General features: G+C 51.9%; 30 protein-coding genes. 27 read left to right on the top strand and 3 right to left on the bottom strand.

The window, feature by feature from the left end; genetic code table 11:
• Nucleotides 1–131 precede the first annotated feature (131 nt).
• The 3 genes from mntR (at nucleotide 132) to MKY59_RS19995 (ending at nucleotide 3481) form a co-directional block, all read left to right on the top strand.
• Complete coding sequence (mntR, locus tag MKY59_RS20005; RefSeq protein WP_236420010.1) at nucleotides 132–560, top strand: transcriptional regulator MntR; 429 nt, start codon at nucleotides 132–134, stop codon at nucleotides 558–560.
• A 199-nt stretch (nucleotides 561–759) separates the two neighbouring features.
• Complete coding sequence (locus MKY59_RS20000) at nucleotides 760–2385, top strand: family 10 glycosylhydrolase (protein ID WP_339273358.1); 1626 nt, start codon at nucleotides 760–762, stop codon at nucleotides 2383–2385.
• An 82-nt stretch (nucleotides 2386–2467) separates the two neighbouring features.
• On the top strand, nucleotides 2468–3481 hold the full coding sequence (locus MKY59_RS19995; protein ID WP_236420006.1) for a patatin-like phospholipase family protein: 1014 nt from the start codon (nucleotides 2468–2470) through the stop codon (nucleotides 3479–3481).
• A gap of 59 nt (nucleotides 3482–3540) precedes the next feature.
• Here MKY59_RS19995 and MKY59_RS19990 read toward each other — a convergent pair whose 3' ends face one another.
• Nucleotides 3541–3867 carry a hypothetical protein gene (locus MKY59_RS19990; RefSeq protein ID WP_236420004.1) on the bottom strand — a complete coding sequence of 109 codons (327 nt, stop codon included), beginning with the start codon at nucleotides 3865–3867 and terminating at the stop codon, nucleotides 3541–3543.
• A gap of 5 nt (nucleotides 3868–3872) precedes the next feature.
• Nucleotides 3873–4865, bottom strand: a complete 993-nt coding sequence (locus tag MKY59_RS19985) for a DUF1385 domain-containing protein (protein ID WP_339273356.1) — start codon at nucleotides 4863–4865, stop codon at nucleotides 3873–3875.
• Between the two features lie 214 nt (nucleotides 4866–5079).
• Between MKY59_RS19985 and MKY59_RS19980 the strand changes: the two genes are divergently transcribed.
• From MKY59_RS19980 to MKY59_RS19960, 5 genes are all read left to right on the top strand, one after another.
• Nucleotides 5080–5646 (top strand): YqhR family membrane protein, encoded by a 567-nt coding sequence (locus MKY59_RS19980; RefSeq protein ID WP_236420000.1) that lies wholly within the window; start codon nucleotides 5080–5082, stop codon nucleotides 5644–5646.
• Nucleotides 5647–5726: 80 nt separating this feature from the next.
• Complete coding sequence (gene aroQ, locus MKY59_RS19975) at nucleotides 5727–6170, top strand: type II 3-dehydroquinate dehydratase (protein WP_236419998.1); 444 nt, start codon at nucleotides 5727–5729, stop codon at nucleotides 6168–6170.
• Nucleotides 6171–6209: 39 nt separating this feature from the next.
• Nucleotides 6210–7283: a Xaa-Pro peptidase family protein gene (locus MKY59_RS19970; RefSeq protein ID WP_236419996.1), complete on the top strand. Its 1074-nt coding sequence runs from the start codon at nucleotides 6210–6212 to the stop codon at nucleotides 7281–7283.
• Between the two features lie 39 nt (nucleotides 7284–7322).
• Nucleotides 7323–7880 (top strand): elongation factor P, encoded by a 558-nt coding sequence (gene efp / locus MKY59_RS19965; RefSeq protein WP_236419994.1) that lies wholly within the window; start codon nucleotides 7323–7325, stop codon nucleotides 7878–7880.
• 257 nt (nucleotides 7881–8137) lie between these two features.
• Nucleotides 8138–9391, top strand: a complete 1254-nt coding sequence (locus MKY59_RS19960) for an aspartate kinase (RefSeq protein WP_339273353.1) — start codon at nucleotides 8138–8140, stop codon at nucleotides 9389–9391.
• A gap of 53 nt (nucleotides 9392–9444) precedes the next feature.
• On the opposite strand, the gene MKY59_RS19955 is transcribed toward MKY59_RS19960, so the two are convergent.
• The gene (locus MKY59_RS19955; RefSeq protein ID WP_236419990.1) at nucleotides 9445–10278 is read right to left on the bottom strand and encodes a 2-phosphosulfolactate phosphatase; all 834 of its coding nucleotides are present in this window, start codon (nucleotides 10276–10278) and stop codon (nucleotides 9445–9447) included.
• Nucleotides 10279–10500: 222 nt separating this feature from the next.
• On the opposite strand from MKY59_RS19955, the gene spoIIIAA reads away from it, so the two are divergent.
• From spoIIIAA to dxs, 19 genes are all read left to right on the top strand, one after another.
• A complete protein-coding gene (gene spoIIIAA / locus MKY59_RS19950; RefSeq protein ID WP_236419989.1) occupies nucleotides 10501–11511 on the top strand; it encodes a stage III sporulation protein AA in 1011 nt (336 codons plus the stop codon).
• A complete protein-coding gene (gene spoIIIAB / locus MKY59_RS19945; protein WP_236419986.1) occupies nucleotides 11504–12022 on the top strand; it encodes a stage III sporulation protein SpoIIIAB in 519 nt (172 codons plus the stop codon). The genes spoIIIAA and spoIIIAB overlap by 8 nt, the downstream gene beginning before the upstream one ends.
• Before the next feature lie 29 nt (nucleotides 12023–12051).
• On the top strand, nucleotides 12052–12255 hold the full coding sequence (gene spoIIIAC / locus MKY59_RS19940) for a stage III sporulation protein AC (RefSeq protein WP_056696521.1): 204 nt from the start codon (nucleotides 12052–12054) through the stop codon (nucleotides 12253–12255).
• A gap of 31 nt (nucleotides 12256–12286) precedes the next feature.
• A complete protein-coding gene (gene spoIIIAD / locus MKY59_RS19935; protein WP_236419984.1) occupies nucleotides 12287–12676 on the top strand; it encodes a stage III sporulation protein AD in 390 nt (129 codons plus the stop codon).
• A gap of 21 nt (nucleotides 12677–12697) precedes the next feature.
• Nucleotides 12698–13888 (top strand): stage III sporulation protein AE, encoded by a 1191-nt coding sequence (spoIIIAE, locus tag MKY59_RS19930; RefSeq protein WP_339273351.1) that lies wholly within the window; start codon nucleotides 12698–12700, stop codon nucleotides 13886–13888.
• Between the two features lie 25 nt (nucleotides 13889–13913).
• Nucleotides 13914–14762 carry a stage III sporulation protein AF gene (gene spoIIIAF / locus MKY59_RS19925; protein ID WP_339273349.1) on the top strand — a complete coding sequence of 283 codons (849 nt, stop codon included), beginning with the start codon at nucleotides 13914–13916 and terminating at the stop codon, nucleotides 14760–14762.
• A gap of 16 nt (nucleotides 14763–14778) precedes the next feature.
• Nucleotides 14779–15417, top strand: a complete 639-nt coding sequence (gene spoIIIAG, locus MKY59_RS19920) for a stage III sporulation protein AG (protein ID WP_236419978.1) — start codon at nucleotides 14779–14781, stop codon at nucleotides 15415–15417.
• A gap of 61 nt (nucleotides 15418–15478) precedes the next feature.
• Nucleotides 15479–16306 carry a SpoIIIAH-like family protein gene (locus MKY59_RS19915; protein WP_339273346.1) on the top strand — a complete coding sequence of 276 codons (828 nt, stop codon included), beginning with the start codon at nucleotides 15479–15481 and terminating at the stop codon, nucleotides 16304–16306.
• A 138-nt stretch (nucleotides 16307–16444) separates the two neighbouring features.
• Nucleotides 16445–16915, top strand: a complete 471-nt coding sequence (accB, locus tag MKY59_RS19910) for an acetyl-CoA carboxylase biotin carboxyl carrier protein (protein WP_236419974.1) — start codon at nucleotides 16445–16447, stop codon at nucleotides 16913–16915.
• Nucleotides 16916–16971: 56 nt separating this feature from the next.
• Nucleotides 16972–18315 carry an acetyl-CoA carboxylase biotin carboxylase subunit gene (gene accC, locus MKY59_RS19905; protein WP_236419972.1) on the top strand — a complete coding sequence of 448 codons (1344 nt, stop codon included), beginning with the start codon at nucleotides 16972–16974 and terminating at the stop codon, nucleotides 18313–18315.
• Between the two features lie 209 nt (nucleotides 18316–18524).
• On the top strand, nucleotides 18525–18935 hold the full coding sequence (locus MKY59_RS19900) for an Asp23/Gls24 family envelope stress response protein (RefSeq protein WP_236419971.1): 411 nt from the start codon (nucleotides 18525–18527) through the stop codon (nucleotides 18933–18935).
• A gap of 143 nt (nucleotides 18936–19078) precedes the next feature.
• Nucleotides 19079–19618, top strand: coding sequence for an alkaline shock response membrane anchor protein AmaP (amaP, locus tag MKY59_RS19895; protein ID WP_236419968.1), 540 nt, complete (start codon nucleotides 19079–19081; stop codon nucleotides 19616–19618).
• A gap of 14 nt (nucleotides 19619–19632) precedes the next feature.
• Nucleotides 19633–19866 (top strand): DUF2273 domain-containing protein, encoded by a 234-nt coding sequence (locus MKY59_RS19890; RefSeq protein WP_236419965.1) that lies wholly within the window; start codon nucleotides 19633–19635, stop codon nucleotides 19864–19866.
• Between the two features lie 250 nt (nucleotides 19867–20116).
• On the top strand, nucleotides 20117–20569 hold the full coding sequence (nusB, locus tag MKY59_RS19885) for a transcription antitermination factor NusB (RefSeq protein ID WP_236419964.1): 453 nt from the start codon (nucleotides 20117–20119) through the stop codon (nucleotides 20567–20569).
• A gap of 50 nt (nucleotides 20570–20619) precedes the next feature.
• A complete protein-coding gene (gene folD, locus MKY59_RS19880) occupies nucleotides 20620–21477 on the top strand; it encodes a bifunctional methylenetetrahydrofolate dehydrogenase/methenyltetrahydrofolate cyclohydrolase FolD (protein WP_236419961.1) in 858 nt (285 codons plus the stop codon).
• A gap of 8 nt (nucleotides 21478–21485) precedes the next feature.
• Nucleotides 21486–22850: an exodeoxyribonuclease VII large subunit gene (xseA, locus tag MKY59_RS19875; protein WP_290371484.1), complete on the top strand. Its 1365-nt coding sequence runs from the start codon at nucleotides 21486–21488 to the stop codon at nucleotides 22848–22850.
• The gene (gene xseB, locus MKY59_RS19870) at nucleotides 22840–23097 is read left to right on the top strand and encodes an exodeoxyribonuclease VII small subunit (RefSeq protein ID WP_236419959.1); all 258 of its coding nucleotides are present in this window, start codon (nucleotides 22840–22842) and stop codon (nucleotides 23095–23097) included. Before xseA ends, xseB begins: the two co-directional genes overlap by 11 nt.
• Entirely contained in the window at nucleotides 23090–23995 is a 906-nt protein-coding gene (locus tag MKY59_RS19865; RefSeq protein ID WP_236419957.1) for a polyprenyl synthetase family protein, read from the top strand. Before xseB ends, MKY59_RS19865 begins: the two co-directional genes overlap by 8 nt.
• Before the next feature lie 272 nt (nucleotides 23996–24267).
• Nucleotides 24268–26175 carry a 1-deoxy-D-xylulose-5-phosphate synthase gene (dxs, locus tag MKY59_RS19860; RefSeq protein WP_236419955.1) on the top strand — a complete coding sequence of 636 codons (1908 nt, stop codon included), beginning with the start codon at nucleotides 24268–24270 and terminating at the stop codon, nucleotides 26173–26175.
• The last annotated feature ends 129 nt before the right edge of the window (nucleotides 26176–26304 follow it).

The raw sequence follows: 26304 nt of genomic DNA, 5'->3' as shown, positions 1-26304 counted from the left end.
CAGAAGGATGGATTGCATGGTTCAGGGGCGCGCAGGACTTGCCAATGCGCATTGATAACATGTATCATTAAAGGATAGGGACCAGGCGCGAATCGTGTCGTGTGTCGGTCAGAGAGAAGAGAGGGAAGCAGATGCCAACGCCCAGTATGGAAGATTATTTGGAGCGTATATACAAACTCATTGATGAAAAGGGCTATGCTCGCGTATCCGATATCGCTGAAGGATTGGAAGTGCATCCTTCTTCGGTGACGAAGATGATCCAGAAGCTGGACAAGGACGAGTACCTGATTTATGAAAAGTACCGTGGATTGGTACTGACTCCAAAAGGGAAAAAGATGGGCAAGCGATTAATGGAACGTCATCATTTGCTGGAGGAATTTTTGACGACCATCGGCGTGCAGGAAGAGAACATTTACAAAGACGTTGAAGGCATCGAGCATCATTTGAGCTGGGACTCGATTACATGCATCGAAACCTTGGTCGAATATTTCAGGCAGAACGAAAACCGCTTGAACGATCTCCGGAAATTGCAGGAAGTCATGAGCAACACCGAGTCCTAGTTCTGATCCGGAATAAGGAGCCGCTTCATCCATCATGCTGCAAGAACATAGGATGTCCCCGTGCCATTGGAGGCCGCGAGGGCATCCTTCGTTTTTTTGCCAGCATTTTATCCATTTATCGCAACTAAACGGTCACTTGACGCGTCTATTAAACTAGCAGAATTTTCCGCGAAAAAGGATATGATGGAGGATTGAATGGATGAAGTTTCGTAAGAGCCTGGTTATGCTGCTGATTTTTGTGTTGGGTTTGCAAACGGCAGGGCTGTCTGCTCAAGCAGCCGGTCAGAACATTGTGATTCATCTGGACGGGCAGCGTCTGGAGTCGGATGTGGCGCCTTATATTTTGCCCAAAGTGAATGTGACTATGGTGCCGCTCCGAGTTATTAGCGAAGGATTGGGAGCATCCGTATTCTGGTCCCAAGCCACCAAAACGGTAACGATCAACAAGTCGGGCACGATCATTCAAATGACGAAGGGAAAACAGCAAGCAGCGGTGGATAACGCGACGGTGAACCTGGATGCATCGGTTGAGGTGAAACAGGGGCGCGTAATGGTGCCGCTCCGGTTCGTCAGCGAAAACCTGGGCATTCGCGTGAACTGGACCCAGGCGACGCAGACGATTGATCTGTTCACGCTGACAAACGACTCCGGTTCGGAGACGACGCCTGATCCTACGCCGGTTACACCGGTCGATCCGGGCAATTCAGATCAATCGGGCAATGTGCCTGCAACCGACGAGATGCGCGGAGCATGGATTTCCACGGTGAATGGCGATTGGCCGTCATCCGGCGCAAAAGGCAATATCGAGAAACAGAAGCTGGATTATACGCAGCAGCTGGACCAATTAAAAGGTATGGGTATCAATGCGGTGTTCGTGCAAGTTCGAGCCAACGGGGATGCCATTTACCCTTCGGGTCTGGTGCCTTGGAACAGTGTGCTTACGGGAACGCAAGGCAAAGATCCGGGTTATGACCCGCTGGAATTCATGATTGAGGAGGCGCACAAACGCGGGCTTGAGTTCCATGCCTGGTTCAATCCGTTCCGCGCCACGAATTCGGCGAGCACAACGGGATTGGCGGCGAATCATGTATCCAAGCTTCATCCGGAGTGGATCGTCAATGCGGGAGGCAAGCTGTACATCAACCCCGGCATTCCGGAGGCAAGGCAGCATATCATCGATACGATTATGGAAGTGGTAAACCGGTACAATATTGACGGGGTGCACTTGGATGATTATTTCTATCCGTCCAACGTGGCCTTCAATGATGATGCGGCATTCAGGACTTATAACACATTAAACACCAATGATCGTGCCGAATGGCGCCGCGACAATATCAATCAGTTCGTGAAGCAGCTTGGCGAAAGCATTCATCAGGTGAATCCGAACCTGGAATACGGAATCAGTCCATTTGGCGTATGGCGCAATAAAGCGGTGGATGCGACGGGTTCAGACACCAAAGCAGGTGTAACCGCGTATGACAGCATGAATGCGGATGTGCGTACTTGGATCAAACAGGAATGGATCGATTACGTGGCTCCGCAAGTATATTGGAGCATGACGTTGAGCGCCGCACGTTATGACAAAGTCGTAGATTGGTGGGTTAACGAAGTCGCGAATACAAATGTCAAATTGTATATCGGACACTCCCCGTACAAAATAGGAACCACCGAATCGGGGTGGCAGACTTCGCAGGAAATCATCGATCAATTGGCATACAATGAACGATACAACGCCATTGGCGGAGATATTTATTTCAGCTCCCAATACTTGACGAAGGACCCGCTCGGTTTAATCGCAAGGTTGAAATCATATTACGGCTTGTAATGCATATTGACGACATATGACGGGCCCCTGTTCTCATACAGTGACAGTAGAACTATTGTTGCATGGGAACGGGGGTTTGTTTATGTTGATCAATGCGGTCTTTGAAGGCGGAGGAGTGAAAGGAATTTCACTCGCCGGGGCGGTGAAAAGCGCAGAAGATCATGGGGTGCAATTCAATCGCGTTGCAGGCACGTCATCGGGCTCGATCGTTGCGGCGTTGATTGCCGCGGGGTATAAAGCGGACGAAATGCGGGGGATTATTGAGAATACGCCATTTGCATCATTGCTGCGTCGTGCCCCGATTTTTGATGTGCGCTGGCTTGGTCCGGCGGCAAGGCTTTTTTTGAAAAAGGGACTGTACTCTGGCGAAGCATTGGAAACATGGATTCGCAGCATGCTGCAGCAAAAGGGCATTCGTTCCTTTGCCGACCTGCCCCCTGGCAAACTGAACGTCATTGCCTCCGACATTTCCGGCGGCAACATTTTGGTTTTGCCTGACGACATCAGCCGATTTGGCATCGAACCCGGCAAACTGGATGTTGCCAAAGCTGTGCGCATGAGCTGCAGCATCCCTTACTTTTTCGACCCGGTTGTCATTCGCAAATCGCCGGCATTCTCGAAAGGGCTGCCGTTCAGCCAACAATTTGTTTACGTCGTGGACGGGGGATTGCTCAGCAATTTCCCGTTATGGTTGTTTGAAGGGGAACGCTCGAAGCGGAGCGGGGAGATCATTCCGGTGGTCGGATTCAAAATGGTCGGCAAAACGGAGGGACAGCCGGCGACGATCAAGGGCCCGCTAAGCATGCTTCAAGCTTTGGTAGAAACGATGCTGACGGCTCATGATGAGCGTTACATTGAGCAGATCAACCGCTTCCGAACCGTTAAAATACCGACGCTTGGAATCAAGCCAACCCAATTCCGCTTAACCCCGGACGAAAGCTTGGCGTTGTACGAATCAGGGGTTGCTTCGGGCACCGACTTTTTCAACGGCTGGAACGTCAAGACATACGGGGAGCAATTAAACAAGGAACGGCGGAATTCGAGCAGCAAAGCAGTGCAGGGGACATTGCCCAAAGCCGCTCCCTCCAATAAATAAAAAGCAATGCTTCGCCTATGGGGCAAAAGCATTGCTTTTTCATGTTTCACACGAATGTGTTAATGGAATTTCGGTACATCCTCATCGTTTTTTCCCTTTTGTCCCTGAATGACATGGAACGGGTAATCTTTGCGTTTACGCGTGGAGTGGCTCTTTCTGGCACTGTTCTGAGCATTGACCTTGGCCATCGTTTTCGCTGAAGGCTTGATCTTCGGCGTCTGTTTGCGTTGCCAGCGGCGGGGCGGAAATTTGTAGAGCAGGAATGCACCCCCCAAGACCACCACTGGAATCAAAATCTGGACGATGCTAGCGTTGGACAACCAGCTGAGTACTCCGAAAGCGGCGAGAACGATAAAAGCCCAAAATACGATCGCCTGCTTGTTCATATCAATCACCCTTTCACAGGATCAAGAGTTGCAAGAGGAATCTCCGACGTGCTGGAAGCATTGGCGAGCTTGGCATCAAGCTCAAGCATGCGGTTAAACGATGCGATGGATACTTCGACCTGCTCGTCGGTCGGTTCCTTGGTTGTCAGCAGCTGCAGCCACAGTCCTGGGTACCCAAGATAGCGAAGTACAGGAATATCGCGCATCGCATTGGTGATTTTCAACAGTTCAAACGAAATGCCCAGTACGACCGGCAGCAAGAGCAGGCGCTGTCCCATGCGTTCCCACAGATTGTCGTATGTGAAGAGCGAATAGAGGAATACCCCGATGATCACCGTCAGCATGATAAAGCTGCTTCCGCAGCGATAATGGAGACGGCTGTATTTTTGAACGTTTTTCGGTGTGAGCTCTTCGCCCGCTTCATAGGCACTGATTACTTTATGCTCCGCGCCGTGATATTGGAACAATCTTTTGATCATCGGCGTTTGCGAGATCAGCCACAAGTAAGCGAGCAGCAGGATCAGCTTGATCACGCCTTCCAGTAAATTATGCAGGAACTGGTTGTCAAATGCGTTCTTGAAGAGGAAATTCTCAACGACTACCGGGAGCAGCGTCAAAACAATTTTGCCGAAAAGAAAAGAAAGGATGGCTACAGCGGTTACGCCGATAATCATGCTCAGGCTCCAGCCCGAGCCTTGTTTGTCCTTTTGCTTCTCGCGTTCTTCCGGCTCCAGCTCATCGTCCGCGTAGGCGTCGGCCGAGTAATTAAGGTGTTTGCTGCCTTTGACGCTGGAATCTATGATGCTGACAATCCCGCGCAGAAGCGGTATGCGTCGCAGTTTGATGACCCAGGACTTGTCTTGCTTGGGAACTTCCAGATACGTTATTTCGCCGTCTTTTCTCCGCACAGCGGTAACGTTCACGTGTTTGCCGCCGAACATGACGCCTTCGATGACGGCTTGCCCCCCGTAGCTGACAGGTTTGGATTGTTGAGGCAAATTATTCACCATCCTATTCTCTTATATCCCTTCAGGCTCGAAGGTCGATTAATATCCTTATTGTATCGAATTTTGAAAGCAATTTCTAGTTGAGGGGATATCCGCGGTGATGGTTGTTAAATTCGCCTGAACTGGAGCATACTACCTGGGACGGAAAACAAGGCAGCAAGGATTCTGCAGGCAGGAGAACGATTAAATCTTGAGGAGAATGCAAATGGCAGAGTATGTGGAAGAACGGACAATACATGCGGAAGATCCCAAGACGGGCTCGAAAGAATCGAAGAGAAAGGCGAGGCCGAGGCAAAGCCAGCAACAAGGCCATACGAAGCCGCTGCCTTTTGCGATTGAGCTCGGTTTTTTTGCCGGCTTTATTTGGGGCGGGGTTCATTGGTTTTTTTATTTCCTTCACTTTACGGTCGTGCCTATAGGCTTTCTGGCGGAACCCTTTTTCAAGCACCGGTTCATATATACGGCAGCAGGCCATTTGACGGGATGGTTGTTTTTTATCGCATTTTCCATCCTCGTGTCGGTGATTTACACGTTTAGCCTGAGAAAACAAAAAGGGCCGATTCCCGGCATGGTTTACGGCATCGTATGGTGGGTCATCCTGTTCGTGATTCTCGGTCCCAAGCTGGGAATGATGAAGCCTATAAACCGCCTGACCTGGGACTCCATCTTCACCGAATTGTGCTTCTTTTTGCTGTGGGGCCTCTTTATCGGTTACACCGTGGCGATGGAGTATACGGACGAGCGGAAGCGCGAGCCCGAAGAAGCGGGCTAGCAGCCGCAAAAAAGCTTCTCAATCCGGCAATGGCTGTGTTAAAATAGCAGATGGTTATTTGCAGAAAGGATGGAGCAGCTATGAAACGAATCGTCGTGATCAATGGCCCGAACCTGAACATGCTTGGCGTACGCGAGCCGGGCATCTACGGAACGCTTAGTCTGAAGGAGATTGAGGACAACATTCGCAGACAAGCCGAGGAGCTGGGTGTCTCCATTGCTTTTTACCAATCCAACCACGAGGGGGACATTATTGATCGCATCCATGCGGCCTTGGGCGAGGCGGACGGAATCATTCTGAATGCCGGCGCGCTGACCCATTACAGTTATGCCGTGCGCGATGCCATCAGTACGGTAAAGGTTCCTACCGTGGAGGTTCATTTATCTAACATTCATGCGCGTGAAGCTTTCAGACATCAATCAGTCATCGCTGCAGTGACGATCGGGCAGATTGCCGGATTTGGCGAAGTAAGCTATGAACTGGGATTGCTGGCTCTCGTGCGTCATCTGGACAAACAAACCTGAGCCGGGAACCCGGGAATGTGAGAGAAGGAAGGGTTACCGATGGAAAACAAAAGAGTGAACAAGCTGCGCGAGGCGATGCAGGAGCGCGGATTGGCAGCGATGCTGATCGCAAGTCCGGTGAACCGTCAATATATGACGGGTTTTACGGGTTCATCCGGCTATGTGCTCATTACGGAGCAAGAAGCTTATTTGGTGACCGACTTCCGTTATATGGCGCAAGCGTCGCAGCAAGCCGAAGGCTTCAACGTGGTCGAGCATGGTCCTAAACCGATTGAAACGGTACGCGAATTGCTGGCCCAAAGCGGCATCACGGCAGTCGGCTTTGAACAGGACCATGTTTCTTACGGAACGTATGGCGCTTATGCCGAGGCGCTTCAATCCATTGAATTAAAAGCCGTATCGGGTATCGTGGAGCATTTGCGAATGTTCAAGGACGAGAACGAAATCGCTGTTATGCAGCGAGCGGCTGATCTGGCGGATGCAACGTTCAGCCATGTTTTGCAGTTTGCAAAACCGGGCATGACTGAAGCGGAAGTCGATCTTGAAATGGAATTTTTCATGCGGAAAAACGGGGCGACATCCTCTTCGTTTGATACCATCGTGGCTTCGGGCGTGCGTTCTGCCTTGCCTCATGGACGAGCAAGCAGCAAGGCCATTGGGCAAAATGAACTGATCACGTTCGATTTCGGCGCACTGCTGGACGGATATTGTTCCGATCTGACACGTACCATTGCAACAGGAACGCCGGTGCCCGAGCTGCGAAAAATCTACGACATCGTGCTGGAGGCGCAGTTACATACGCTGGAAAACCTGAAGCCGGGCATGACCGGACGCGAAGCGGACGCCCTTGCGCGCGATATCATTGCAGGGCATGGCTACGGGGAACAATTCGGGCATAGCACAGGTCATGGTCTGGGCATGGAAGTGCACGAGGCTCCGCGTCTGTCCAAGCTTAGTGACGATGTGCTGAAACCGGGCATGGTCGTTACGGTGGAACCGGGCATTTACATCGACGGTCTGGGCGGCGTACGTATCGAAGATGATGTCGTGATTACGGAGACAGGCATTCGTATTTTGACGAAGTCGGATAAGAAGTTTACCGTAATCGGATAAACCATGTAATTTTTTAACTCAACCAGGAGGGATTTATTCGTGATTTCAGTTAACGATTTCAAAACAGGCTTGACCGTCGAGGTAGACGGAGATATCTTTACCGTGCTGGATTTCCAACACGTTAAACCGGGCAAAGGTGCAGCATTCGTGCGCTCCAAACTGAAAAACCTGCGCAACGGCAACACGGTTGAGCGTACGTTCCGTGCGGGTGAAACGATCGGCCGTGCCATGATCGAAAACCGTGGCGTTTCCTACCTGTATGCCAGCGGCAGCGAGCACACATTCATGGATAACGAAACATACGACCAGTTCACGCTGACAAGCGATCAACTGGAATGGGAACTGAACTTCCTGAAAGAAAACATGAACGTGCACATCGTCAGCTATCAAGGTGAAATTCTGGGGATCAACCTGCCTACAAGCGTTGAGCTGAAGGTCGTTGAAACCGAGCCGGGCGTAAAAGGAAACACTGCCCAAGGTGCAACCAAAAACGCGAAGCTGGAAACCGGCTTGAACGTGCAAGTTCCTTTGTTCATTAACGAAGGCGACGTGCTGATCATCGACACTCGCGAAGGCAAATACTCTTCCCGCGCGTAATCGTGCCGGAACAAGCGTATGCCCGTGTATACACCAACCCTTTGTCATTTCGATGACAAAGGGTTTTTTCACATTTTAGAATCGTTATGCTTGAGGCGAGGTTGGACCTTTCCGTTATACCGGAAAAGCATTTTTGTTAAAAAAGATTAGCCGATCTGACACTTTCGTATTATACTGGGTTAAAGTCATGTTCCAGAGAGAATAATGGCGATGGGCATCAAGTATGCATATTGCACAAGGTAGGGAGTGGATTTGCGTTGTCATTGTACGTCATGAAGTTTGGGGGCAGCTCGGTCGGAGATACGGAGCGCATGAAACGTGTAGCCGGGCGTGTTGTGGAAAAAGCAGATGAAGGGCATCAATGTGTCGTCGTGGTTTCGGCCATGGGAGATACGACGGATGACCTGATCGATCAAGCGAAACTGCTGAACAGCGATCTGCCTGCAAGGGAAATGGATATGCTGCTCACGACAGGAGAGCAAATCTCCATATCGCTGCTAGCGATGGCGATCCAGGCACTTGGACGCAAGGCGGTGTCTTTTACAGGTTGGCAGGCTGGTTTTGTGACAGAGCCTGTTCATGGAAAGGCACGCATTAACGATATCCGTCCGGAGCGGGTAACCGCTGCGCTGAACGAAGGCAACATCGTTATCGTGGCCGGGTTCCAGGGCATGACCGAAGACGGGGAAATTACCACGCTCGGGCGCGGGGGATCGGACACAACAGCGGTAGCGCTTGCGGCGGCGATCCAGGCTGACGCCTGCGAAATCTACACGGATGTGGACGGAATCTACTCCACCGATCCGCGAATCGTGAAAGTAGCCCGCAAACTGAAGGAAATCTCGTACGACGAAATGCTGGAGTTGGCGAATCTGGGAGCGGCCGTGCTGCATCCGCGTGCGGTAGAGTACGCGAAGCATTCCGGTGTGCCTTTGATCGTCAGATCCAGCTTTAACCATAATGAAGGAACGGTTGTGAAGGAGGAAGCAGCAATGGAACAAGGGGTAGTGGTTAGTGGAATCGCCTATGACAAAAACGTAGCGCGCATCAGCATCATGGGTGTACAGGATGTTCCGGGAGTACTGGCCGAAGTGTTCGGCGAACTCGCATCCGCACAGATTGATGTTGATATTATCGTTCAGAGCGGTGTAATGGACGGGAAAGCGGATTTCTCGTTCTCGGTGGCTTTGACGGATCGCGAGAAAGCACTGACTGTCATTGAAGGGCTCCGCAACCGTTTGCCTTACCGCGAAGTGACCTCTGAAGAAAAGCTGGTTAAAATTTCGATCGTCGGAGCAGGCATGGTCAGCCATCCTGGTGTAGCTGCCAAAATGTTCAAAGTGATTTCCGGCGAAGGCGTCAGCATCAAAATGGTCAGCACGTCCGAAATCAAGGTTTCCTGCGTCATTGACGGAGACAAACTTCATGATGTAATTAAAGCGCTGCATACCGCATTCGACCTGGATACGGAAGAACAAGCTTTTGTTGGCGGCCCGGAAGTCCGTCGATAAAATAAATAAAGAGGCGTTCTGCATCCCTTTAGGGTCAGGACGCCTCTTTTTGTTTACGACAAATTAGAGGCCTGTTCCCGCCCCATTTTGCGAAATAGCTGCAACGGGTGGCTGGCGTCCATTTCGGGTACACAGTCCAGAAGGTTCGTCTGCACGCAATAGGAAATATCGGGCAGCCTCCCTTGCCGTTCAAGACTTTTGGCCCCGGCGGAAGCTCTTATGAGCTCGAACAGCTTGCTTTCGCATTGAAGCGAGGCTTGATACAGGACCATGCCCAAATCATTCAGCCTTAATTCGCAAGGCGTTTGATCCTTCATGGCACCGATGATCATGCCTGCGCACAGGCCGTCTTCCAGCGCGAATTCTCCCTGATGACCTGCGCATAAAAGCAGAACGTCTCTTCGAAGCCTGCTCAGGGCCGATGCTACGGCATTGACATTCAAAAATGCACCTGCGAGGACATGCTTGGCTCCGGCAGCTTTGATCAATGCCCGTGTTCCATCCGTCGTTGTGAGTACAACCGTTTTGCCCGCAATGTCTTCTGTCATATATTCATAGGGTGAATTGCCTGTTTCGAATCCGGCGAGCTTTTTGCCGAAACGTTCACCGCCGCGAATGCAATCCTTCAAGTCCAGTTGTTTGGCCATCGGAACGGTCTCTACCGCAACCACTGCCGCAGCGTTAAAGGCGAGTGCGGTCACGATGGTGCTCGTCGTTCGCAGCACGTCGATCACCACGACACTCCGCCCGGCGATGTCCATTTTTCGAACCTCGTCCACGTTCCCTATCACATCCACTTGCACACCCCACAACTCCTTTCTTCTCTTGGGGGAAATGTCTCCATCGTCCGCATAGCGGAATCGGGATAACGGAATCTGTTTGTGCACTATATGCACCCTTCCATAGACAGGTGCCTATCGTTTGCAGCCTCCCCACCCTTTCAGAAATAAATAAAATTGGAAGTTCTATGTCTCTCCACTTGCGCTACTCTCTCCCTTTCGAACAATTGCTAGAGTTCGTCGTCATAATTCGAATGTACAGGCATAGAATTGAGATAGGAACAGCATCAGAAAAGAGATCATCACAATTGTGGGGTTGGAGGGCCGATCATGAAAGTGAACTGGAGGGAGCTCTTCCCGGAACCGATCCAAACCATTCTGGGAAGAATGCCGCCCGCTGTATCGGAACAAGTGGAAGAAGTTCGCATACGCACGGGAAGGCCGCTTGAGGCCAATGCCGGGGGCAGCTATCATTTTCTGTGCCCGGACGGCAGTCTGACGGACAAGCCGGACGATGCTTATGTTCCTTCCAAAGAAGACGCACACAAGCTGCTTGACATGATTAGCAACCATTCGCTGTATACATTGGAAGAGGAGCTCCGCAGGGGTTTCATCACGATTCCCGGGGGCCACCGGATTGGACTTGCTGGACGGACCGTGGTTAGCGGAGGACGCGTCGAATACTTGCGGGACATCACGGGGTTCAATATGAGAATCGCGCGCGAAATACACGGCATCGCTGACCGCATCCTGCCTCATCTGTGGGATGCCAAGAGCGGACAGGTATTCCATACATTGATTCTGTCGCCTCCCCAGCAAGGGAAAACGACGCTGCTGCGGGATCTGGCGAGACAGATCAGCAGCGGTACCGGGTTGCCGGGGGCAGGTGAGCGCGTCCAGGGATTATCTTCCCGCCTCAAGGTCGGCATCGTGGACGAGCGCTCCGAAATTGCAGGCAGCCACCGCGGCGTGCCCGGATTCGATGTCGGTCCGCGGACGGATGTTCTGGATGGTTGCCCGAAAGCCGAAGGCATGATGATGATGCTCCGTTCCATGTCACCGGACGTGTTGATTGTGGACGAGATCGGTCGTCCGGAAGATGCCGAAGCAGTCATGGAGGCGCTGCATTCCGGAGTATCCGTCATCGCAACCGCTCACGGCCGCGACTTCATGGAGCTTGCTTCCAGACCTGCCTTGCGCGCCCTGATTGAAGGGCAGACGTTCCAGCGTTACGTGCAGCTGCGGCGGACGAGCCGGGGCACCAGCTTCAGGCTCGCGGACGGCAAGATGCGTGGTTTGCAGGTTACCCCGGCGGGAGCAGGAGGAGAAGCTTATGCTTAACATGCTCGGTGCGGTGCTGATCCTTCTGGCAAGTACGATGATCGGTTTTTATCGCGCCCGGCAATACGCGCTCAGACCCAAACAGCTCCGGGAACTGATTGCTGCCTTGCAGCGGTTGATGACGGAAATCAATTACGGCTTGACTCCCCTGCCGGAAGCAATGGACAAAATGGCCGCTCAGACCAAAGAGCCGGTACGCACGCTTTTTCTGCACGCGGGGAACCGAATGGAGGGACCTCACGGGCAAACGGCGCGTGACAGTCTGCAATCAGGCATCGAGCAGGCTTGGGCCAAGTCGGCCATGAAAGAGGATGAGCGGGAAGTCATGCTGCAATTGAGTTATAGTCTTGGCACCAGCGACCGTCAGGATCAGACCAAACATATCTCGCTAGCCATTCAGCAACTGATGCACGAAGAGTCCCGTGCACAAGCCGATCAAATGAAGTATGAACGGATGAGCCGTAACCTCGGGATGCTTGTAGGAGCGTTAATCGTAATTCTGATCTTCTGAAATTGCCGGGATAGTGAGGTGCCAAGGTCATGAATTTGGAAGTAAACGCAATTTTTCAGATTGCGGGAATCGGTATCATCATTGCGATGATTCATACCGTTCTGAAACAGATGGGAAAGGAAGATATGGCGCACTGGGTGACCGTGATTGGATTCGTCGTTGTGCTGTTCATGGTTGTTCGCATGCTGGACGGCCTGCTGCAGGAAATCAAATCGATATTCCTGTTCCAATGATGCGGTCATGAAGCCGGAATGGTGGTGACCTGTGGAGATTATTCAAGTCGTGGGTCTGGCGCTGATCGCAACGGTTCTCATTCTTGTCATCAAGGAACAGAAGCCCATGTTTGCGTTTCTGATCGCCGCGGCTACCGGCATTGTCATTTTCATGCTGCTGATCGGAAAGATCGGGTCCGTGATCGATGTGCTGAAACGGCTGGCCGAAAACTCGGGCATGGAGAGCGTTTACCTGAAAACGGTGCTTAAAATTATCGGCATTGCCTACATCGCCGAGTTCGGCGCACAGATCGTGCGGGATGCCGGCCAGGAAAGCATCGCTTCCAAAATCGAACTTGCCGGCAAGGTGCTGATCCTCGTGCTGGCAATTCCGATCATCGGTATCATTATTGAAACCGTCATGAAGCTGATGCCGGTGTAAAAGGAGGCATGCGGATTATTCATGAACCGAATCAGAGAGAAGCCGCGCTGGAGCCTTGCTTTTATCCTTGTGACGTGTTTTCTGTTTGCCTTTATCGGACAGGCTGCGGCAACCGCGCCTGCGGACGAATGGCTGCAGCAACAGGCGAATGAGCTGCCCAAAGACCAGGTGGAAAAATACTGGGACCAGCTTATGAAGCAGTATGGCGGTTTTTTTCCCGAAGGAAAGACGCCTTCTTTCATGGATATGCTCGTTCCCGGCAATGAAGGATTCAGCCTGAAATCGGTTTTCGTTGCCATCGGAACCTTTATGCTGCACGAGATCATGTACAACGGCAAATTGTTGGTCACCATTGTCATGTTAAGCGTGCTGAGCATGATCCTGGAAACGCTGCAGACCGCGTTTGAGAAAAACAATATCAGCAAAATCGCGTATGCGATCTGTTACATGGTCATCATCATTATTGCCATCAACAGTTTCAGCGTGGCGATCGGATACGCCAAAGATGCCATTGAAGGCATGGTCAGTTTCATGATGGCGATGGTGCCGCTGCTGTTCACCCTCCTCGCATCGATGGGGAACATCGTAACGGTATCCGTGACGCATCCCATGATTATTTTCATGATTCATTTGGTAAGCACGCTCATTCACATGCTCGTTTTTCCGTTGTTGTTCTTCTCGGCGGTGCTGCATCTGGTCAGCTCGATCTCCGACAAATACAAGCTCACACAGCTTGCCGACTTGCTCCGCAACATTAGCGTGGCACTGCTGGGCGTACTGCTCACCATGTTTCTCGGCGTCATTTCCGTGCAGGGAGCGACGAGTTCCGTCACGGACGGGGTTAGCCTGAAGGCAGCAAAATACATTGCAGGGAACTTTATTCCCATTGTGGGACGGACGTTCGCGGATGCCACCGATACCGTATTCACGGCCTCATTGCTCGTCAAAAATGCGATCGGGCTGACGGGAGTCATTATCATATTGTTTCTTTGCGCCTTTCCGGCACTCAAAATCCTTGCCCTTGCCTTGATCTACAACATAACGGGTGCGATCATGCAGCCGCTGGGCGACACTCCGATCGTCGGGTGTCTGCAGGCAATCGGGAAAGCGATGATCTACGTATTTGCCGCCCTGGCTGCGGTCGGACTGATGTTTTTTCTGGCAATTACCATACTGCTCACAGCAGGTAATCTGACGGTGATGATGCGATAAAGGAAAGGGACGGGAGGCGGAAAGGATGGGGTGGCTGAGCAACTGGCTTCAGGAATTGATCATGATTGTCCTGCTCGCAACCTTTGTGGAGATGCTGCTGCCCAATCGTTCCATGGAGCGGTACGTCAAGCTTGTGCTGAGCCTCCTTATTCTGCTTACGCTGTTGTCCCCCCTGACCAAGCTGCTGCGAAGCGATCCGGTGGCCGAGCTCAAGCGGGCCATGTCGACTATGGGAGATATGGATGAAGGGAATGTAACGTTGGAGCAAATCCTGGCTGAGGGCAAAAAATTGCGAGCCGGCGAACAGGAACAGTCCTTACAGTGGACCGCAAGGGAGCTCTCCAGCGCGATGAAAGATCAGATTGAGGAGGAAACCGGCAAACGGGTTCAATCCGTAGAGGTTCAACTGGGCATGGAGCTGCACTCATCGCCGGACTCGGCATTTGCGCAGGCTGAATTACCCGTCATCCGCAAGGTGCTGGTGACGATGGCTGCACAACATCAAGAGCAGGGAAAAGAAGAGGCTCTGCAGGGCACCGGGGCGGGGACGAAGTCCATGAACGAAACCGATCCGGCAGCTTTGGAAGAAGAATCTTTGGCAACAAGGGAGCCGATCGAAATCGGAGAAGTTCACATTCCGGCCGTGCAGATTGGCGCAGATGCCAATGCTGCGGAGGATAAGCCGAAAGATCCGGAGAGCGGGGCTTTGCCTGCGATGGGTGAACAAGAACAACAGGGAATCGTTCAGGAGGGGAAGGAAGGCGGCCCCGACTCCAAACTCACCGTCCAGATCATGACCCTGCTCAGCGAGAATTGGGACGTGGATGCGAGCAAAGTGCACGTTCAGGAACAGCGGGGGGCAAAACCACTATGAAGAAGGAGGGGTCCGAATGAAGCAGTGGTTTAAAAAGATCGAATCGTTGTTCAGCGGCGGTGAAGGCCAGAAGCGCAGCAACACGTTTCGATGGCTCATCATTCTTGGCTTGATCGGCGTGGGCATCATGGTGTTCAGTTCATTCATCAACGTCAAAAAAGTAGATTCCGAAAACATCGGGCGAGAACCGCCCAATCCTGCTGCATCCATGGCAGCAAACGTTCAGGAGGGCCTTGACGAGTCCAATCCGTTTCAGGTGATTGAAACCGCGTTTGAAGACAAAATCAAAGGTGTGTTGGAAAACATCGTCGGCGTGGGGACGGTCGACGTCATGGTCACCGTCGATTCCACCGAGGAGCTGGTTGTTCAGCGGAACGTAAAGGATTCCCAACAGCTCACGGAAGAAACGGATGCCAATGGCGGAAAAAGGCACATGACCCAGTATACCCGGGACGGGGAGATCATCACGTATGAAGTATCGGGTGATCAGACGCCGATCGTCACCAAGAGGCTCAAACCGCAGATCAGAGGTGTGCTCGTCGTAGCGAAGGGAGCCGAGAACAAAGTCGTGAAGGACCTGATTACGGATGCCGTGGAAAAAGGGTTGAACGTCGCCGCTTACCGGATTTCGGTTGTGCCGCGCAAGCAGGATTAGCCGTTTGATGGAACGGCAGCTTGATGGAAACAAAGCCAAGTTAATCTGAGGAGGAATTGGAATGAATAACAAACGCCAAACAATCTGGCTCGTCTCGATGTTAAGCTTAATGGTCATTTTGTCAGCCTACTACCTGTTCACGGAGGACAGCGGCCCTGTAAATACGCCTGTAGCAGACAGCCAGCAAGTCGACAGCATGAAGCAAGGTGATGTCACGGAAACAACGTCCATTATTGATCCGACAGAAGGGCTGGTTGTGAATGAAGTCGTAAGCGAAGGCGCTGTTACAGAAGGACAGCAGCCTGCAGCAGGCACGGCTGAAGAACCGTCTTCTAATGAAGGGAAAACTGGCGATACGGGCAAAACACCTGCGGCCGAATCGGGAGAGAAAGGCGAAACCGGTAAAGAGGCCGACAAAGGAACCGCAACGACCCCTGACGTCAGCGGAACAGGTACCGAAGGAACGGATGCAGGCACAGCCAAAACCGACGAAGAGGTGCTGAAGGAAATGGAGGAACAAAATACAGCCGTTTCCGCAAGCAGCCAGTTCCAAAATTATCAATGGCAGCGGGAAGAAAGCAACAATCGCAAATATGAGGAATTGATGACCATCGCGGGCGACCTTAGCAAAACGCCGGAAGAAAATGCGAAGGCAACCGAAGAGCTTCGCGCCCTGGAAGAGAAGGAAGCGAAAATTACAGGCATCGAAGAAACATTGTCGCAACAATACGCCAATGCCATCGTAGAGGAAGAAGCAGACAAGTATAAAGTACTTGTGCTTAGTGACAAACTGGATGTAAAGCAAGCGGTATCGATCGTGGATCTGGTGATGAAAGAGCTGGCCGTATCGCAAAACCAAATCAGCGTGCAATACGTGACGGAGCAATAAGCAGCGTAAGTTGGACATTGGCCCGGAGAGTGGGATTCTGCCGGGCCCTTTCCATTTTGAACGATTGTGATATAATACATAAAGCCATATGACCGTCCTAGTGAGACTGGCATGATGCCAAAGGAGTGAATGATGGAAATGTTTAAATTGAGTGAGATCAAAGAACTGATCAAACTGGTGGATGAAAGTTCCGTTCAGGAATTGGAAATTGAAAATGAAGGATCGCGCCTGTCGATTCGCAAGCCTGGCAAAACCGAGGTGATTCAGGCCGCAGCCGTGCAAGCTCCGCAAATCGTTGCAGCTGCGCCGCAAGTACAGCAGGCTCCGGTCGTTTCCGAAGCTGCTCCGCAAGCTGACCCTGCAAGCCATTTACATAAAATCGTATCACCGATGGTGGGTACCTTCTACAGAGCTTCCTCGCCGGAAGCGGGTCCTTTTGTAAGCAAGGGCGACAAGGTTGTTGAAAAAACAACGGTCTGCATCATCGAAGCGATGAAATTGATGAACGAGCTTGACGCCGACGTCAAGGGCGAAATCGTTGAAGTGCTGGTTGAGAACGGCCAACTGGTCGAATACGGACAACCTCTGTTCCTGGTCAAACCGGAATAATGGCCATCGCCGTAGGAACGGCAACCGGATGAGCTTCGAAGGAGGACAATATCGAAATGAAATTTCATAAAATACTGATTGCGAACCGCGGCGAGATCGCGGTACGTATTATTCGTGCCTGCCGTGAGCTCGGCATTTCGACGGTAGCGGTTTACTCGGAAGCGGACAAGGATTCCCTGCATGTGCGCCTGGCGGACGAAGCATATTGCGTCGGTCCGACCTTGTCGAAGGACAGTTACCTTAATTTTACCAACCTGATGAGCGTGGCTACGCTGACTGAATGCGATGCGATCCACCCTGGCTACGGGTTCCTTGCAGAGAATGCCGATTTCGCCGAAATTTGTGCGTCTTGCAACATCACCTTTATCGGCCCTTCCCCAGAAGCGATTACCAAAATGGGTGACAAGGCCGTTGCCAAACAGACGATGAAGGATGCGGGCGTGCCCGTCATTCCGGGATCGGACGGATTGGTCGAAAATATGGACGAAGCGATCATGATCGCCAGAGATATCGGATACCCGGTAATCATCAAGGCAACCGCCGGCGGTGGGGGAAAAGGAATTCGTATCGCTGAAGACGAGGAATCGCTCGTCAAACAAATCACGACGGCCCAGCAGGAAGCCCAGAAGGCATTCGGCAATGCGGGCGTATACCTTGAGAAATTTCTGACGGGTATGAAACACGTGGAAATCCAGATCATGGCCGACAAACACGGCAATGCCGTTCATCTTGGCGAACGTGACTGCTCTGTGCAGCGCCGCCGCCAAAAGCTTGTCGAGGAAGCGCCTTGCCCTGTGTTGACGGAAGAAGTGCGCACCCTGATGGGGGAAGCCGCTGTCAGAGCAGCGTTGGCGGTCAATTACTCGGGAGCAGGTACGCTTGAGTTTCTGCTTAGTCCGACGGGCGAGTTTTATTTCATGGAAATGAATACACGCATTCAGGTCGAACATCCGGTGACGGAAATGATTACCGGCGTGGATCTGATTCGCGAAATGATTGCCGTTGCCGAAGGGCATCCGCTTTCTTTCCGTCAGGAGGACGTCGTGATTAACGGTTGGGCCATCGAATGCCGCATCAATGCCGAGGATCCGGATCGCAATTTTATGCCGGCTCCGGGTAAAATCGGGTTCTATCTGGCTCCGGGAGGCCCGGGCGTGCGCGTGGATAGCGCAGCATATCCAGGGTATACGATTTCCCCTTTTTACGACTCCATGATCGCGAAATTGATCGTATGGGGAGCAACGCGGGAAGAGGCCATTGCAAAGATGAAGCGCGCACTGAGCGAGTTTGCCATCGAAGGCATATCGACCACGATTCCTTTCCACTTGAAGCTGCTTGATCACCCGACGTTCGTTCGCGGGGACTTTGATATCAAGTTTCTTGAGGAAAACGAGATTTAACAGGTATATTGGACTTGTTTGTCATAATGTACCTCAAATGATATAGTATGAATAATAAGAGCGCATGTCTCCTGCAGTGGATGAGCCCGCACACGCGGATGAAGGTTGCAGGGGCTCCGGTTTCCCGGACCGCAGGGTGCCCGAATGAATCGGGACTGGCCCTGACGGATGGCCGCCAACTTATTTCGCGAAAGGTGTGTTGAACAGTAATGAGTACACTGCCGACAGAATTTGAACGGACGGATATCGGTGAAATCCAAATCGCACCTGAGGTTATCGAAGTTATTGCCGGACTGGCTACCGTTGAAGTTAAAGGCGTAGCTGGCATGAGCGGCGGTTTTGCTGGCGGTTTTGCCGAGCTGCTGGGCCGCAAGAACCTGTCCAAAGGCGTGAAGGTTGAGGTCGGACAGCGTGAAGCAGCCGTTGACGTATCGGTAATCATCGAATACGGGTATCGCCTTCCGCAAGTGGCTACAGAAATCCAGCAAAACGTGAAGCGCTCGATTGAAAACATGACCGGATTGAATGTGAACGAAGTCAACGTGCATATTCACGACGTTCAATTCAAGAGCGCCGAGAAGGTGGAGGAAGTTGAGCCTACCACTCAGCGCGTGAAATAAAAGAAGTTCAATTCCCCCGGCATGGGTGCCGGGGGTTATCCCTTCTTGGACAGATCTTTTCGGCCAATGGGACAGTGAGCCGAGACAGGTGCACAAGATTGGGTATCAAGAAACGTAGGTAAGCAAGGGAGGCTGTGCAGTTCGTGGCAAAAATACTGGATCGGCTTCTGTTGTTTCTATACAGCATAAGCGTTGGAGCAATATCGGCAGTGGTCATTCTCCTGATCAGCGGAGTGCTGCCTTACGAATTGAATTACCAGCAGGAACAGAACGTTATTGTTGCCGCCGTGATCGCGGCCGCGGTTTTGTTTATCCTGAGTTTGCGCTTCTTCTACATTTCCGTCCGGCGCGAGCGTGCTTCGCTGCCTTCCGTCGACCAGCGTACCGAATATGGCGATGTGCAGATTTCGATGGAAACGATCGAAAATTTGTGCATGAAAGCCACTTCGCGTTTCCGTGGCGTACGTGATGTCAAGGCAAGAATTCGCGTGGTTGAGTCCGGACTGGAGATCAAGATCAGGGCCGTGGTGGATGGCGAGACGCCGATTCCGGCACTGACGACCGAGCTGCAAAAGGCAATACATGATCATGTACAGGAGATTACGGGTATTCCGGTTTCCTTTGTTACTGTGTATATTGCGAACGTTACCCAGTCGCCTAACTACAAGAGTCGAGTGGAATGAGGTGAATTTCACTGATGCTGTGGAGAGAGATTTGGGATAATTACAAAGGCCGGATTCTCGGCATAGTCGGCGGCATCTTTTTTGGTTTTCTTTACGTATGGATTGGATTTTGGGATATGTTGTTCTTTGCACTTTTGGTGTTCGTCGGGTATACCTTGGGCAGACGAAGTGATTCAAAGCTGGAATTCCACATTCCTTGGCGGGAGTGGGGGCAATGGCTGGGTGATCGCTGGCGTCCGTTTAAGTAGCCGCTTGAACCCTGCAATAGGTTTCTTCCAAAATGGCTGTAGTTTAATATGCATTTTTTTGGAGGAAACGTATTGCAGGTTTTTTTGTGAAAAGGGAACACAATAATACCAAAGATGTAGATCAAACCAAGCTGCAGCTTGCTTGAAATGCATGGTGTTCAATCGGATGCAGAAGCAAGTCAGTGTGGAAATGGTTGTTTGAAAATAAGCATGAGGAGCATTCCGGACGGAATGCTGCAGGAGGCAGGATATGAAAAGACGTTTGGCTAGGGAAATTGCGGTACAAAGCCTGTACCAGATGGAAATGAATGAGGTTGGCGCTGCTGAAGCGGTCAACATGTTGATCAATGAAGCGGCGGAAGAAAACGAAACCGATGTGGTCATTCGCGACGCGGATGCGATGCGCGAGTATGTAACGGCATTGGTGCAAGGGACATGGGATCGTAAGGAAGCGATTGACGGTTTGCTTGGGGATTATCTCAAAGGTTGGCAAATCAGCCGCTTGTCCAGGGTTGACCGCCAGATTCTCAGGCTGGCCGCCTACGAAATGGTATTCCAGGATGATGTCCCTGCCAAAGTATCTGTCAACGAAGCGATTGAACTGTCCAAACACTTCGGGACCGACGAGTCCGGAAAATTCGTTAACGGCGTTCTTGGCCGCATGATTCAGGAAGTGGGTACCATCAAGGAGAAGTTGTCTTAATTTTTTGCAGGTTACTTATTCTATGTTCACATAAGGGAGAGAGAGAGTAAATGACAGCATCTATTATCAACGGTAAAGAAGTATCCCAGGAAATTCGTACAGGCATTACCGCCGAAGTGAAGCAGCTTGCAGAGAAGGGAGTTGTTCCCGGCCTCGCCGTGGTACTCGTTGGAGATGACCCTGCTTCCCATGTTTACGTACGCAACAAGGAAAAAGCTTGTCAGGATCTGGGCTTCTATTCGGAAGTTCATCGTTTGGATGCAGCTACTTCCCAGGAAGACCTGCTTGCGCTCGTGGACAAGCTGAACAAACAGGATAGCATTAACGGGATTCTGGTTCAGCTTCCATTGCCGAATCATATCGAAGAGAAAGCTGTCATTGATGCCATCGCGGTGGAAAAAGACGTGGACGGATTCCATCCGGTCAACGTGGGCAATCTTGTCATCGGTGACGACAGCCTGCTGCCTTGTACGCCAGCCGGTGTAATCGAGCTCATCAAACGCACGGGCATTGAAATGTCCGGCAAACATGCCGTAGTTATCGGACGCAGCAACATCGTCGGTAAACCCGTATCCTTGCTCTTGCAACGCGAGAACGCAACTGTCACCATGTGCCACTCCCGCACGGCGAACATGAAAGAGATTACTCGCCAAGCAGACATTCTGGTTGTAGCCATCGGCCGCGCCAACTTCGTTGACGCAGACTATGTCAAGCCGGGTGCGGTCGTGATCGACGTAGGCATGAATCGTTTGGATAACGGCAAGCTCGCAGGCGATGTTGATTTCGAGAGCGTGAAGGAAGTATCTGGACCGATTACACCGGTTCCCGGCGGCGTAGGTCCGATGACGATTACGATGCTGATGCAAAATACGTTGATTGCAGCCAAACGCGCTCACGGCTTGAGCTAGGTATACCCGTGGCTGAACAACGGATATTTTCCATCAAGGACCTGAATCGGTATATCCGGATGAAACTGGAATCCGATCAGGTGCTGTCGGACGTGTGGCTTAGAGGCGAAATTTCCAACTTCACCCACCATTCCAGCGGACATATGTATTTTACGCTCAAAGACAAGGACAGCCGGATTAAAGCGATCATGTTTGCTTCGCATAATCAGCGATTACCCTTCGTGCCCAAAGAGGGCACGAGGGTTATTGCGCGAGGCAATGTTTCCGTGTACGAACGCGATGGCCAGTATCAATTTTATGCCACGCATATGCAGCCTGATGGCATTGGCAGCCTGTATCTTGCTTATGAGCAGCTGAAAAAAAAGCTGGAGGATGAAGGTTTGTTTTCGCCATTGCGAAAACGGGATATTCCCCGATATCCGCAAACCATTGGCGTGATCACTTCTCCGACGGGAGCTGCGGTTCGGGATATTCTTACCACTCTGCAGCGAAGATTTCCTTCTGCCCGGGTCGTGTTGTATCCGGTGCTGGTGCAAGGGAAAGGTGCGGCACCTTCCATTGTCAAAGCCATTGAAGGTTTAAACCGAATGGGAGAAGCGGACGTGCTGATCGTTGGACGCGGCGGCGGTTCGCTGGAGGAGCTGTGGGCTTTTAATGAAGAGATGGTTGCAAGGGCGATTGCAGGCTCGGGGATTCCGGTGATTTCAGCCGTTGGTCATGAAACGGATTTTACGATTGCAGACTTTGCGGCCGACCTGCGCGCGGCAACGCCGACTGCTGCCGCGGAACTTGCGGTGCCAAGCCGGGCTGAACTGGCGCAGCAGATCGCGCAAAGACAAAGGCAGCTGCAGCATCGGCTTCGTCAGCGGGCGGCACAAAGCCGCGAGCGGCTGGAGCGGTTGCAGCGTTCGCCGGTGTTGGTACACCCGAGAAGGACGCTGCTCCAGCACGCCGAACGGCTCGATATGCTGCAGCAGCGACTGATGCGGAGCATCGATTCGCGGATGAAATGGACGGGAGAAAAGCGGGAGCGCCTTCACGCCGCGCTGCAGCGGTTCAATCCTCGTGAACAAGTGGGCGCGGCACGCCGGGAACATACTGCTGCGAGGCGCCAACTGGAGTTGGCGATGAATTCCATCATGAAGTCTAAACAGCAAAAATGGGCATCTGCCGTACGCCATCTGGATGCGCTCAGTCCGCTTAAAGTCATGTCTCGCGGATACAGCCTCGTCTATGATGAGCAGGAGAAACGGTTGATCAAGTCCCTGAAGGATGTGCAGCCCGGAGACTCAATCAAGATCAAACTCACCGACGGGCAGCTGGACTGTCAGGTTTGGGGAATGAAGGAGGACGACACTACCCATGGCGAATGAACCGGAATTGAACTTTGAAGAAGCAATGGCCGCTCTGGAAGAGATCGTGAGCGAACTGGAGCATGGGGATGTCCCCCTTGAGCAGGCCATTGATCTGTTTCAACGGGGGATGAAGCTTTCGCAATTGTGCGGCATCAAACTGGAGCAGGTGGAACGCAAAATTGAAATGATCGTGGAAGAAGACGGGGAGCTGCGCAAAAAACCGTTTGGAACTTCGCTTGACGAAAGCGGTGAACCGAATGAGTAATCGGCTATCATTCGAACAGTATCTGCAAAATACGGCTAATGAGGTTACGGCAGCGCTGCAGGAAGCGCTGCCTGTTCATTGGGACGTGCCGAAATCTTTGCGCGAAGCCATGCAGTATTCGCTGATGGCCGGGGGCAAGCGCCTGCGCCCATTGTTGGTCGTCGCCGCGGCGGAAGCCCTCGGTGCGCAGCGCAGTGCTGCAATGCCGGTGGCCTGCGCCGTGGAAATGGTTCATACGTATTCGCTGATCCACGATGACCTGCCTGCCATGGATAACGACGATTATCGCAGAGGTAAACCTACGAACCATAAAGTGTTTGGGGAGGCCGCGGCTATATTGGCCGGTGACGCACTGCTTACGCATGCGTTTTACAGTATTGTGCAAGCGGGGCGTTCCCATGGCGTTCCGGCAGAAGCGCTGCTGTCCATCGTGGAAGACCTGGCGGAATTGGCGGGTGCCAGAGGCATGGTTGGCGGACAAGTGGCTGACATGGAAGGCGAGCAAGGCATGACCAGCCTTGAGCAGCTGCAGTACATTCATTTGCATAAGACCGGCGATCTGATCGTGTTCTCCTTGCTGGCAGGAGCCCGGATTGGCGGAGCTTCGGAAGGACAATTGGAAGCGCTGCGCGTGTTCGGCAGAGATCTGGGGCTGGCCTTCCAAATTCAGGACGACATTCTTGATTTAACCGGCGATGAACAGAAGATGGGGAAAAAAACGCAGAGTGATGTGAACCAGCAGAAGGTTACCTATCCGTTTTTTATCGGAATGGAAGCCTCGCTGGAGCAGGTCCGCGTGCTGACCCGGTCTGCGAAGGATGCGCTTGACAGAGCCGGGCTGCCGGATTCGTCCCGGTTGATGGAAATTGCCGATTATTTAATGAACAGGGATCACTAGCTTCCAGAAGCAGCAGGGTAAGTCGATGTTTCAATACATTCGGATCAGGGTACATGGATTTGATGCATTTTTTGCATCCATATCGGTGAACGGACGTAAAAGATACATAGGCTGTAACCCGTGTGCCATTTTGGCGAAACGGCTCGCGGACTGAAGGTTGCTGACGCAAATTAGGTTTCTTGGTCATTTATGATATAATGTTTTTTAATGTTAACAAATAAGCTGTATACATCACGGCTATTTAATCAATCTAGGAAAGCGGGGAGATTCTCGTGCTGCTTCCACAAATTAAACAACCGAGCGATCTCAAGTCGATGTCTGAGGATGACCTTGTATTATTATCGGCAGAGATTCGGCAGTTTCTGATCGAGAAGCTGTCTGTGACAGGGGGGCATCTTGCCCCGAATTTAGGAGTGGTTGAGCTCACGGTGGCCCTGCACTATTGCTACAACAGTCCGGTAGATAAAATGATATTCGATGTAGGGCATCAGGCATATGTTCACAAAATTCTTACGGGACGCATGGACCGTTTCGATACGTTACGGCAGCACAATGGATTGTGCGGATTCGTCAAGCGAAATGAAAGCGAACATGATGTCTGGGAAGCCGGCCACAGCAGCACTTCATTGTCGGCGGCTATGGGCATGGCCCTGGCACGCGACCTTAAGGGCGAGGACAATAAGGTGATTGCACTGATTGGTGACGGGGCATTAACAGGCGGCATGGCCTTTGAGGCGTTGAACCATATCGGTCACGAACAAAAGAAGCTGATGGTCATTCTGAATGATAACGAAATGTCTATTGCACCCAATGTAGGCGCAATGCATAAATATTTGAGCAAAATCCGCTCGGATCGTCATTACCTGAAGGCAAAGGACGACGTAGAAGGCATGCTGAAAAGGATCCCGGGTATCGGCGATCGTTTGGCCAAATCGGCAAGCTGGATCAAGGATAGCGTGAAATACATGATGGTTCCAGGCGTGCTGTTCGAGGAACTGGGCTTCAAGTATTTGGGGCCGATTGATGGACACGACATTCCCAAATTGATCGAGGCATTTAAGCAGGCTGACAACGTGGATGGTCCGGTGCTGGTCCATGTCCTTACAACCAAAGGAAAAGGATATCAGCCTGCAGAAGCGGATTCGCATAAGTGGCATGGCATCTCGCCATATAAAATTGAATCCGGCCAAGTGCTTAAGGCCGTTGGCAAACCGATGTATACCGAAATCTTTGGGGAAACGCTGGTGGAGCTTGCCAAAAAGGATAAGCGAATCGTCGCGGTAACCCCGGCAATGCCAACCGGATCCGGACTTATTCCGTTCAGCAAGGCGTTTCCGGATCGCATGATCGACGTGGGGATCGCCGAGCAGCATGCGGCGACGATGTGCGCTGCGTTAGCCATGGAAGGGCTTAAGCCTGTATATGCGGTATATTCCACGTTTATGCAGCGTGCTTATGATCAGATCGTGCATGATATTTGCAGACATAACGCAAACGTCATTTTTGCCATTGACCGTGCCGGATTCGTCGGTCCGGACGGGGAAACGCACCAAGGCGTATACGATGTGGCGTTTATGCGCCATATCCCGAACATCGTGCTGATGATGCCGAAAGATGAAAACGAGCTGCGTCACATGATGAAGACGGCGCTTGATTATAACGATGGACCGATTGCATATCGCTATCCTAGAAACAATGTGGTTGGCGTTCCGATGGACGAACAGCTGATACCGATTCCGATCGGGACTTGGGAGCAATTGCGGCCTGCCGAAGGTTATGCGATCATTGCCTCGGGGTCGATGGTGCAGATCGCCGAAGAGGCAGCAGATATGGCGAAACGCGAAGGCATATCGTCAGGTGTCATCAACGCGCGTTTCCTGAAGCCGCTCGATGAGTCGATGCTGCGCGAGCTGGCGCTGCGTGGAACCAAGCTGATTGTTCTTGAAGAAGTATCACAGGCAGGAAGCATGGGGAGCGCTGTGCTTGAATTTTATGCAGAACAGGGTCTGCATGACATTCATGTACAGCTCATGGGCGTTCCGGATCGGTTCATCGAACATGGCAGCATTGACGAGCAGCGCGCGGAAGTGGGCTTAACGGCCCAAAATGTTTGCGCCGAGCTGCGAAGCATGGCAGCCCAGTCCTCGTACGGGATGTCAAGAACCCGCTTTCCTTCCTAGATTAAGGGAAGTCGTAAAATGTTTTTATAGACCTATATAAACCGGAAAAAACATAGCACACATTAACGAAGAGGCAGAACCAATCTGGGGATAACAGCGATCGGAAGATGGTATTGCACTCGAAGTGGC

The sequence above is a fragment of the Paenibacillus sp. FSL W8-0426 genome (assembly GCF_037969725.1).
Classification (GTDB): Bacteria; Bacillota; Bacilli; order Paenibacillales; family Paenibacillaceae; genus Paenibacillus; species Paenibacillus hubeiensis.
The sequence above is the reverse complement of the archived record's forward strand: the minus strand, read 5'-3'. Positions and strand labels throughout refer to the sequence as shown.

Excerpts from the sequence above, each read along its gene's own strand:
- MKY59_RS19890 (WP_236419965.1), top strand. The coding sequence starts at position 19,633 with ATGCTGTGGAGAGAGATTTGGGATAATTACAAAGGCCGGATTCTCGGC.
- MKY59_RS19990 (WP_236420004.1), bottom strand. The coding sequence starts at position 3,867 with ATGAACAAGCAGGCGATCGTATTTTGGGCTTTTATCGTTCTCGCCGCT.
- spoIIIAA (WP_236419989.1), top strand. The coding sequence starts at position 10,501 with ATGAAAGTGAACTGGAGGGAGCTCTTCCCGGAACCGATCCAAACCATT.
- xseB (WP_236419959.1), top strand. The coding sequence starts at position 22,840 with ATGGCGAATGAACCGGAATTGAACTTTGAAGAAGCAATGGCCGCTCTG.
- MKY59_RS19915 (WP_339273346.1), top strand. The coding sequence starts at position 15,479 with ATGAATAACAAACGCCAAACAATCTGGCTCGTCTCGATGTTAAGCTTA.
- accC (WP_236419972.1), top strand. The coding sequence starts at position 16,972 with ATGAAATTTCATAAAATACTGATTGCGAACCGCGGCGAGATCGCGGTA.
- MKY59_RS20000 (WP_339273358.1), top strand. The coding sequence starts at position 760 with ATGAAGTTTCGTAAGAGCCTGGTTATGCTGCTGATTTTTGTGTTGGGT.
- MKY59_RS19980 (WP_236420000.1), top strand. The coding sequence starts at position 5,080 with ATGGCAGAGTATGTGGAAGAACGGACAATACATGCGGAAGATCCCAAG.
- mntR (WP_236420010.1), top strand. The coding sequence starts at position 132 with ATGCCAACGCCCAGTATGGAAGATTATTTGGAGCGTATATACAAACTC.
- MKY59_RS19865 (WP_236419957.1), top strand. The coding sequence starts at position 23,090 with ATGAGTAATCGGCTATCATTCGAACAGTATCTGCAAAATACGGCTAAT.
- MKY59_RS19970 (WP_236419996.1), top strand. The coding sequence starts at position 6,210 with ATGGAAAACAAAAGAGTGAACAAGCTGCGCGAGGCGATGCAGGAGCGC.
- folD (WP_236419961.1), top strand. The coding sequence starts at position 20,620 with ATGACAGCATCTATTATCAACGGTAAAGAAGTATCCCAGGAAATTCGT.
- nusB (WP_236419964.1), top strand. The coding sequence starts at position 20,117 with ATGAAAAGACGTTTGGCTAGGGAAATTGCGGTACAAAGCCTGTACCAG.
- accB (WP_236419974.1), top strand. The coding sequence starts at position 16,445 with ATGTTTAAATTGAGTGAGATCAAAGAACTGATCAAACTGGTGGATGAA.
- spoIIIAF (WP_339273349.1), top strand. The coding sequence starts at position 13,914 with ATGGGGTGGCTGAGCAACTGGCTTCAGGAATTGATCATGATTGTCCTG.
- spoIIIAB (WP_236419986.1), top strand. The coding sequence starts at position 11,504 with ATGCTTAACATGCTCGGTGCGGTGCTGATCCTTCTGGCAAGTACGATG.
- spoIIIAC (WP_056696521.1), top strand. The coding sequence starts at position 12,052 with ATGAATTTGGAAGTAAACGCAATTTTTCAGATTGCGGGAATCGGTATC.
- MKY59_RS19995 (WP_236420006.1), top strand. The coding sequence starts at position 2,468 with ATGTTGATCAATGCGGTCTTTGAAGGCGGAGGAGTGAAAGGAATTTCA.
- aroQ (WP_236419998.1), top strand. The coding sequence starts at position 5,727 with ATGAAACGAATCGTCGTGATCAATGGCCCGAACCTGAACATGCTTGGC.
- spoIIIAE (WP_339273351.1), top strand. The coding sequence starts at position 12,698 with ATGAACCGAATCAGAGAGAAGCCGCGCTGGAGCCTTGCTTTTATCCTT.
- spoIIIAG (WP_236419978.1), top strand. The coding sequence starts at position 14,779 with ATGAAGCAGTGGTTTAAAAAGATCGAATCGTTGTTCAGCGGCGGTGAA.
- MKY59_RS19900 (WP_236419971.1), top strand. The coding sequence starts at position 18,525 with ATGAGTACACTGCCGACAGAATTTGAACGGACGGATATCGGTGAAATC.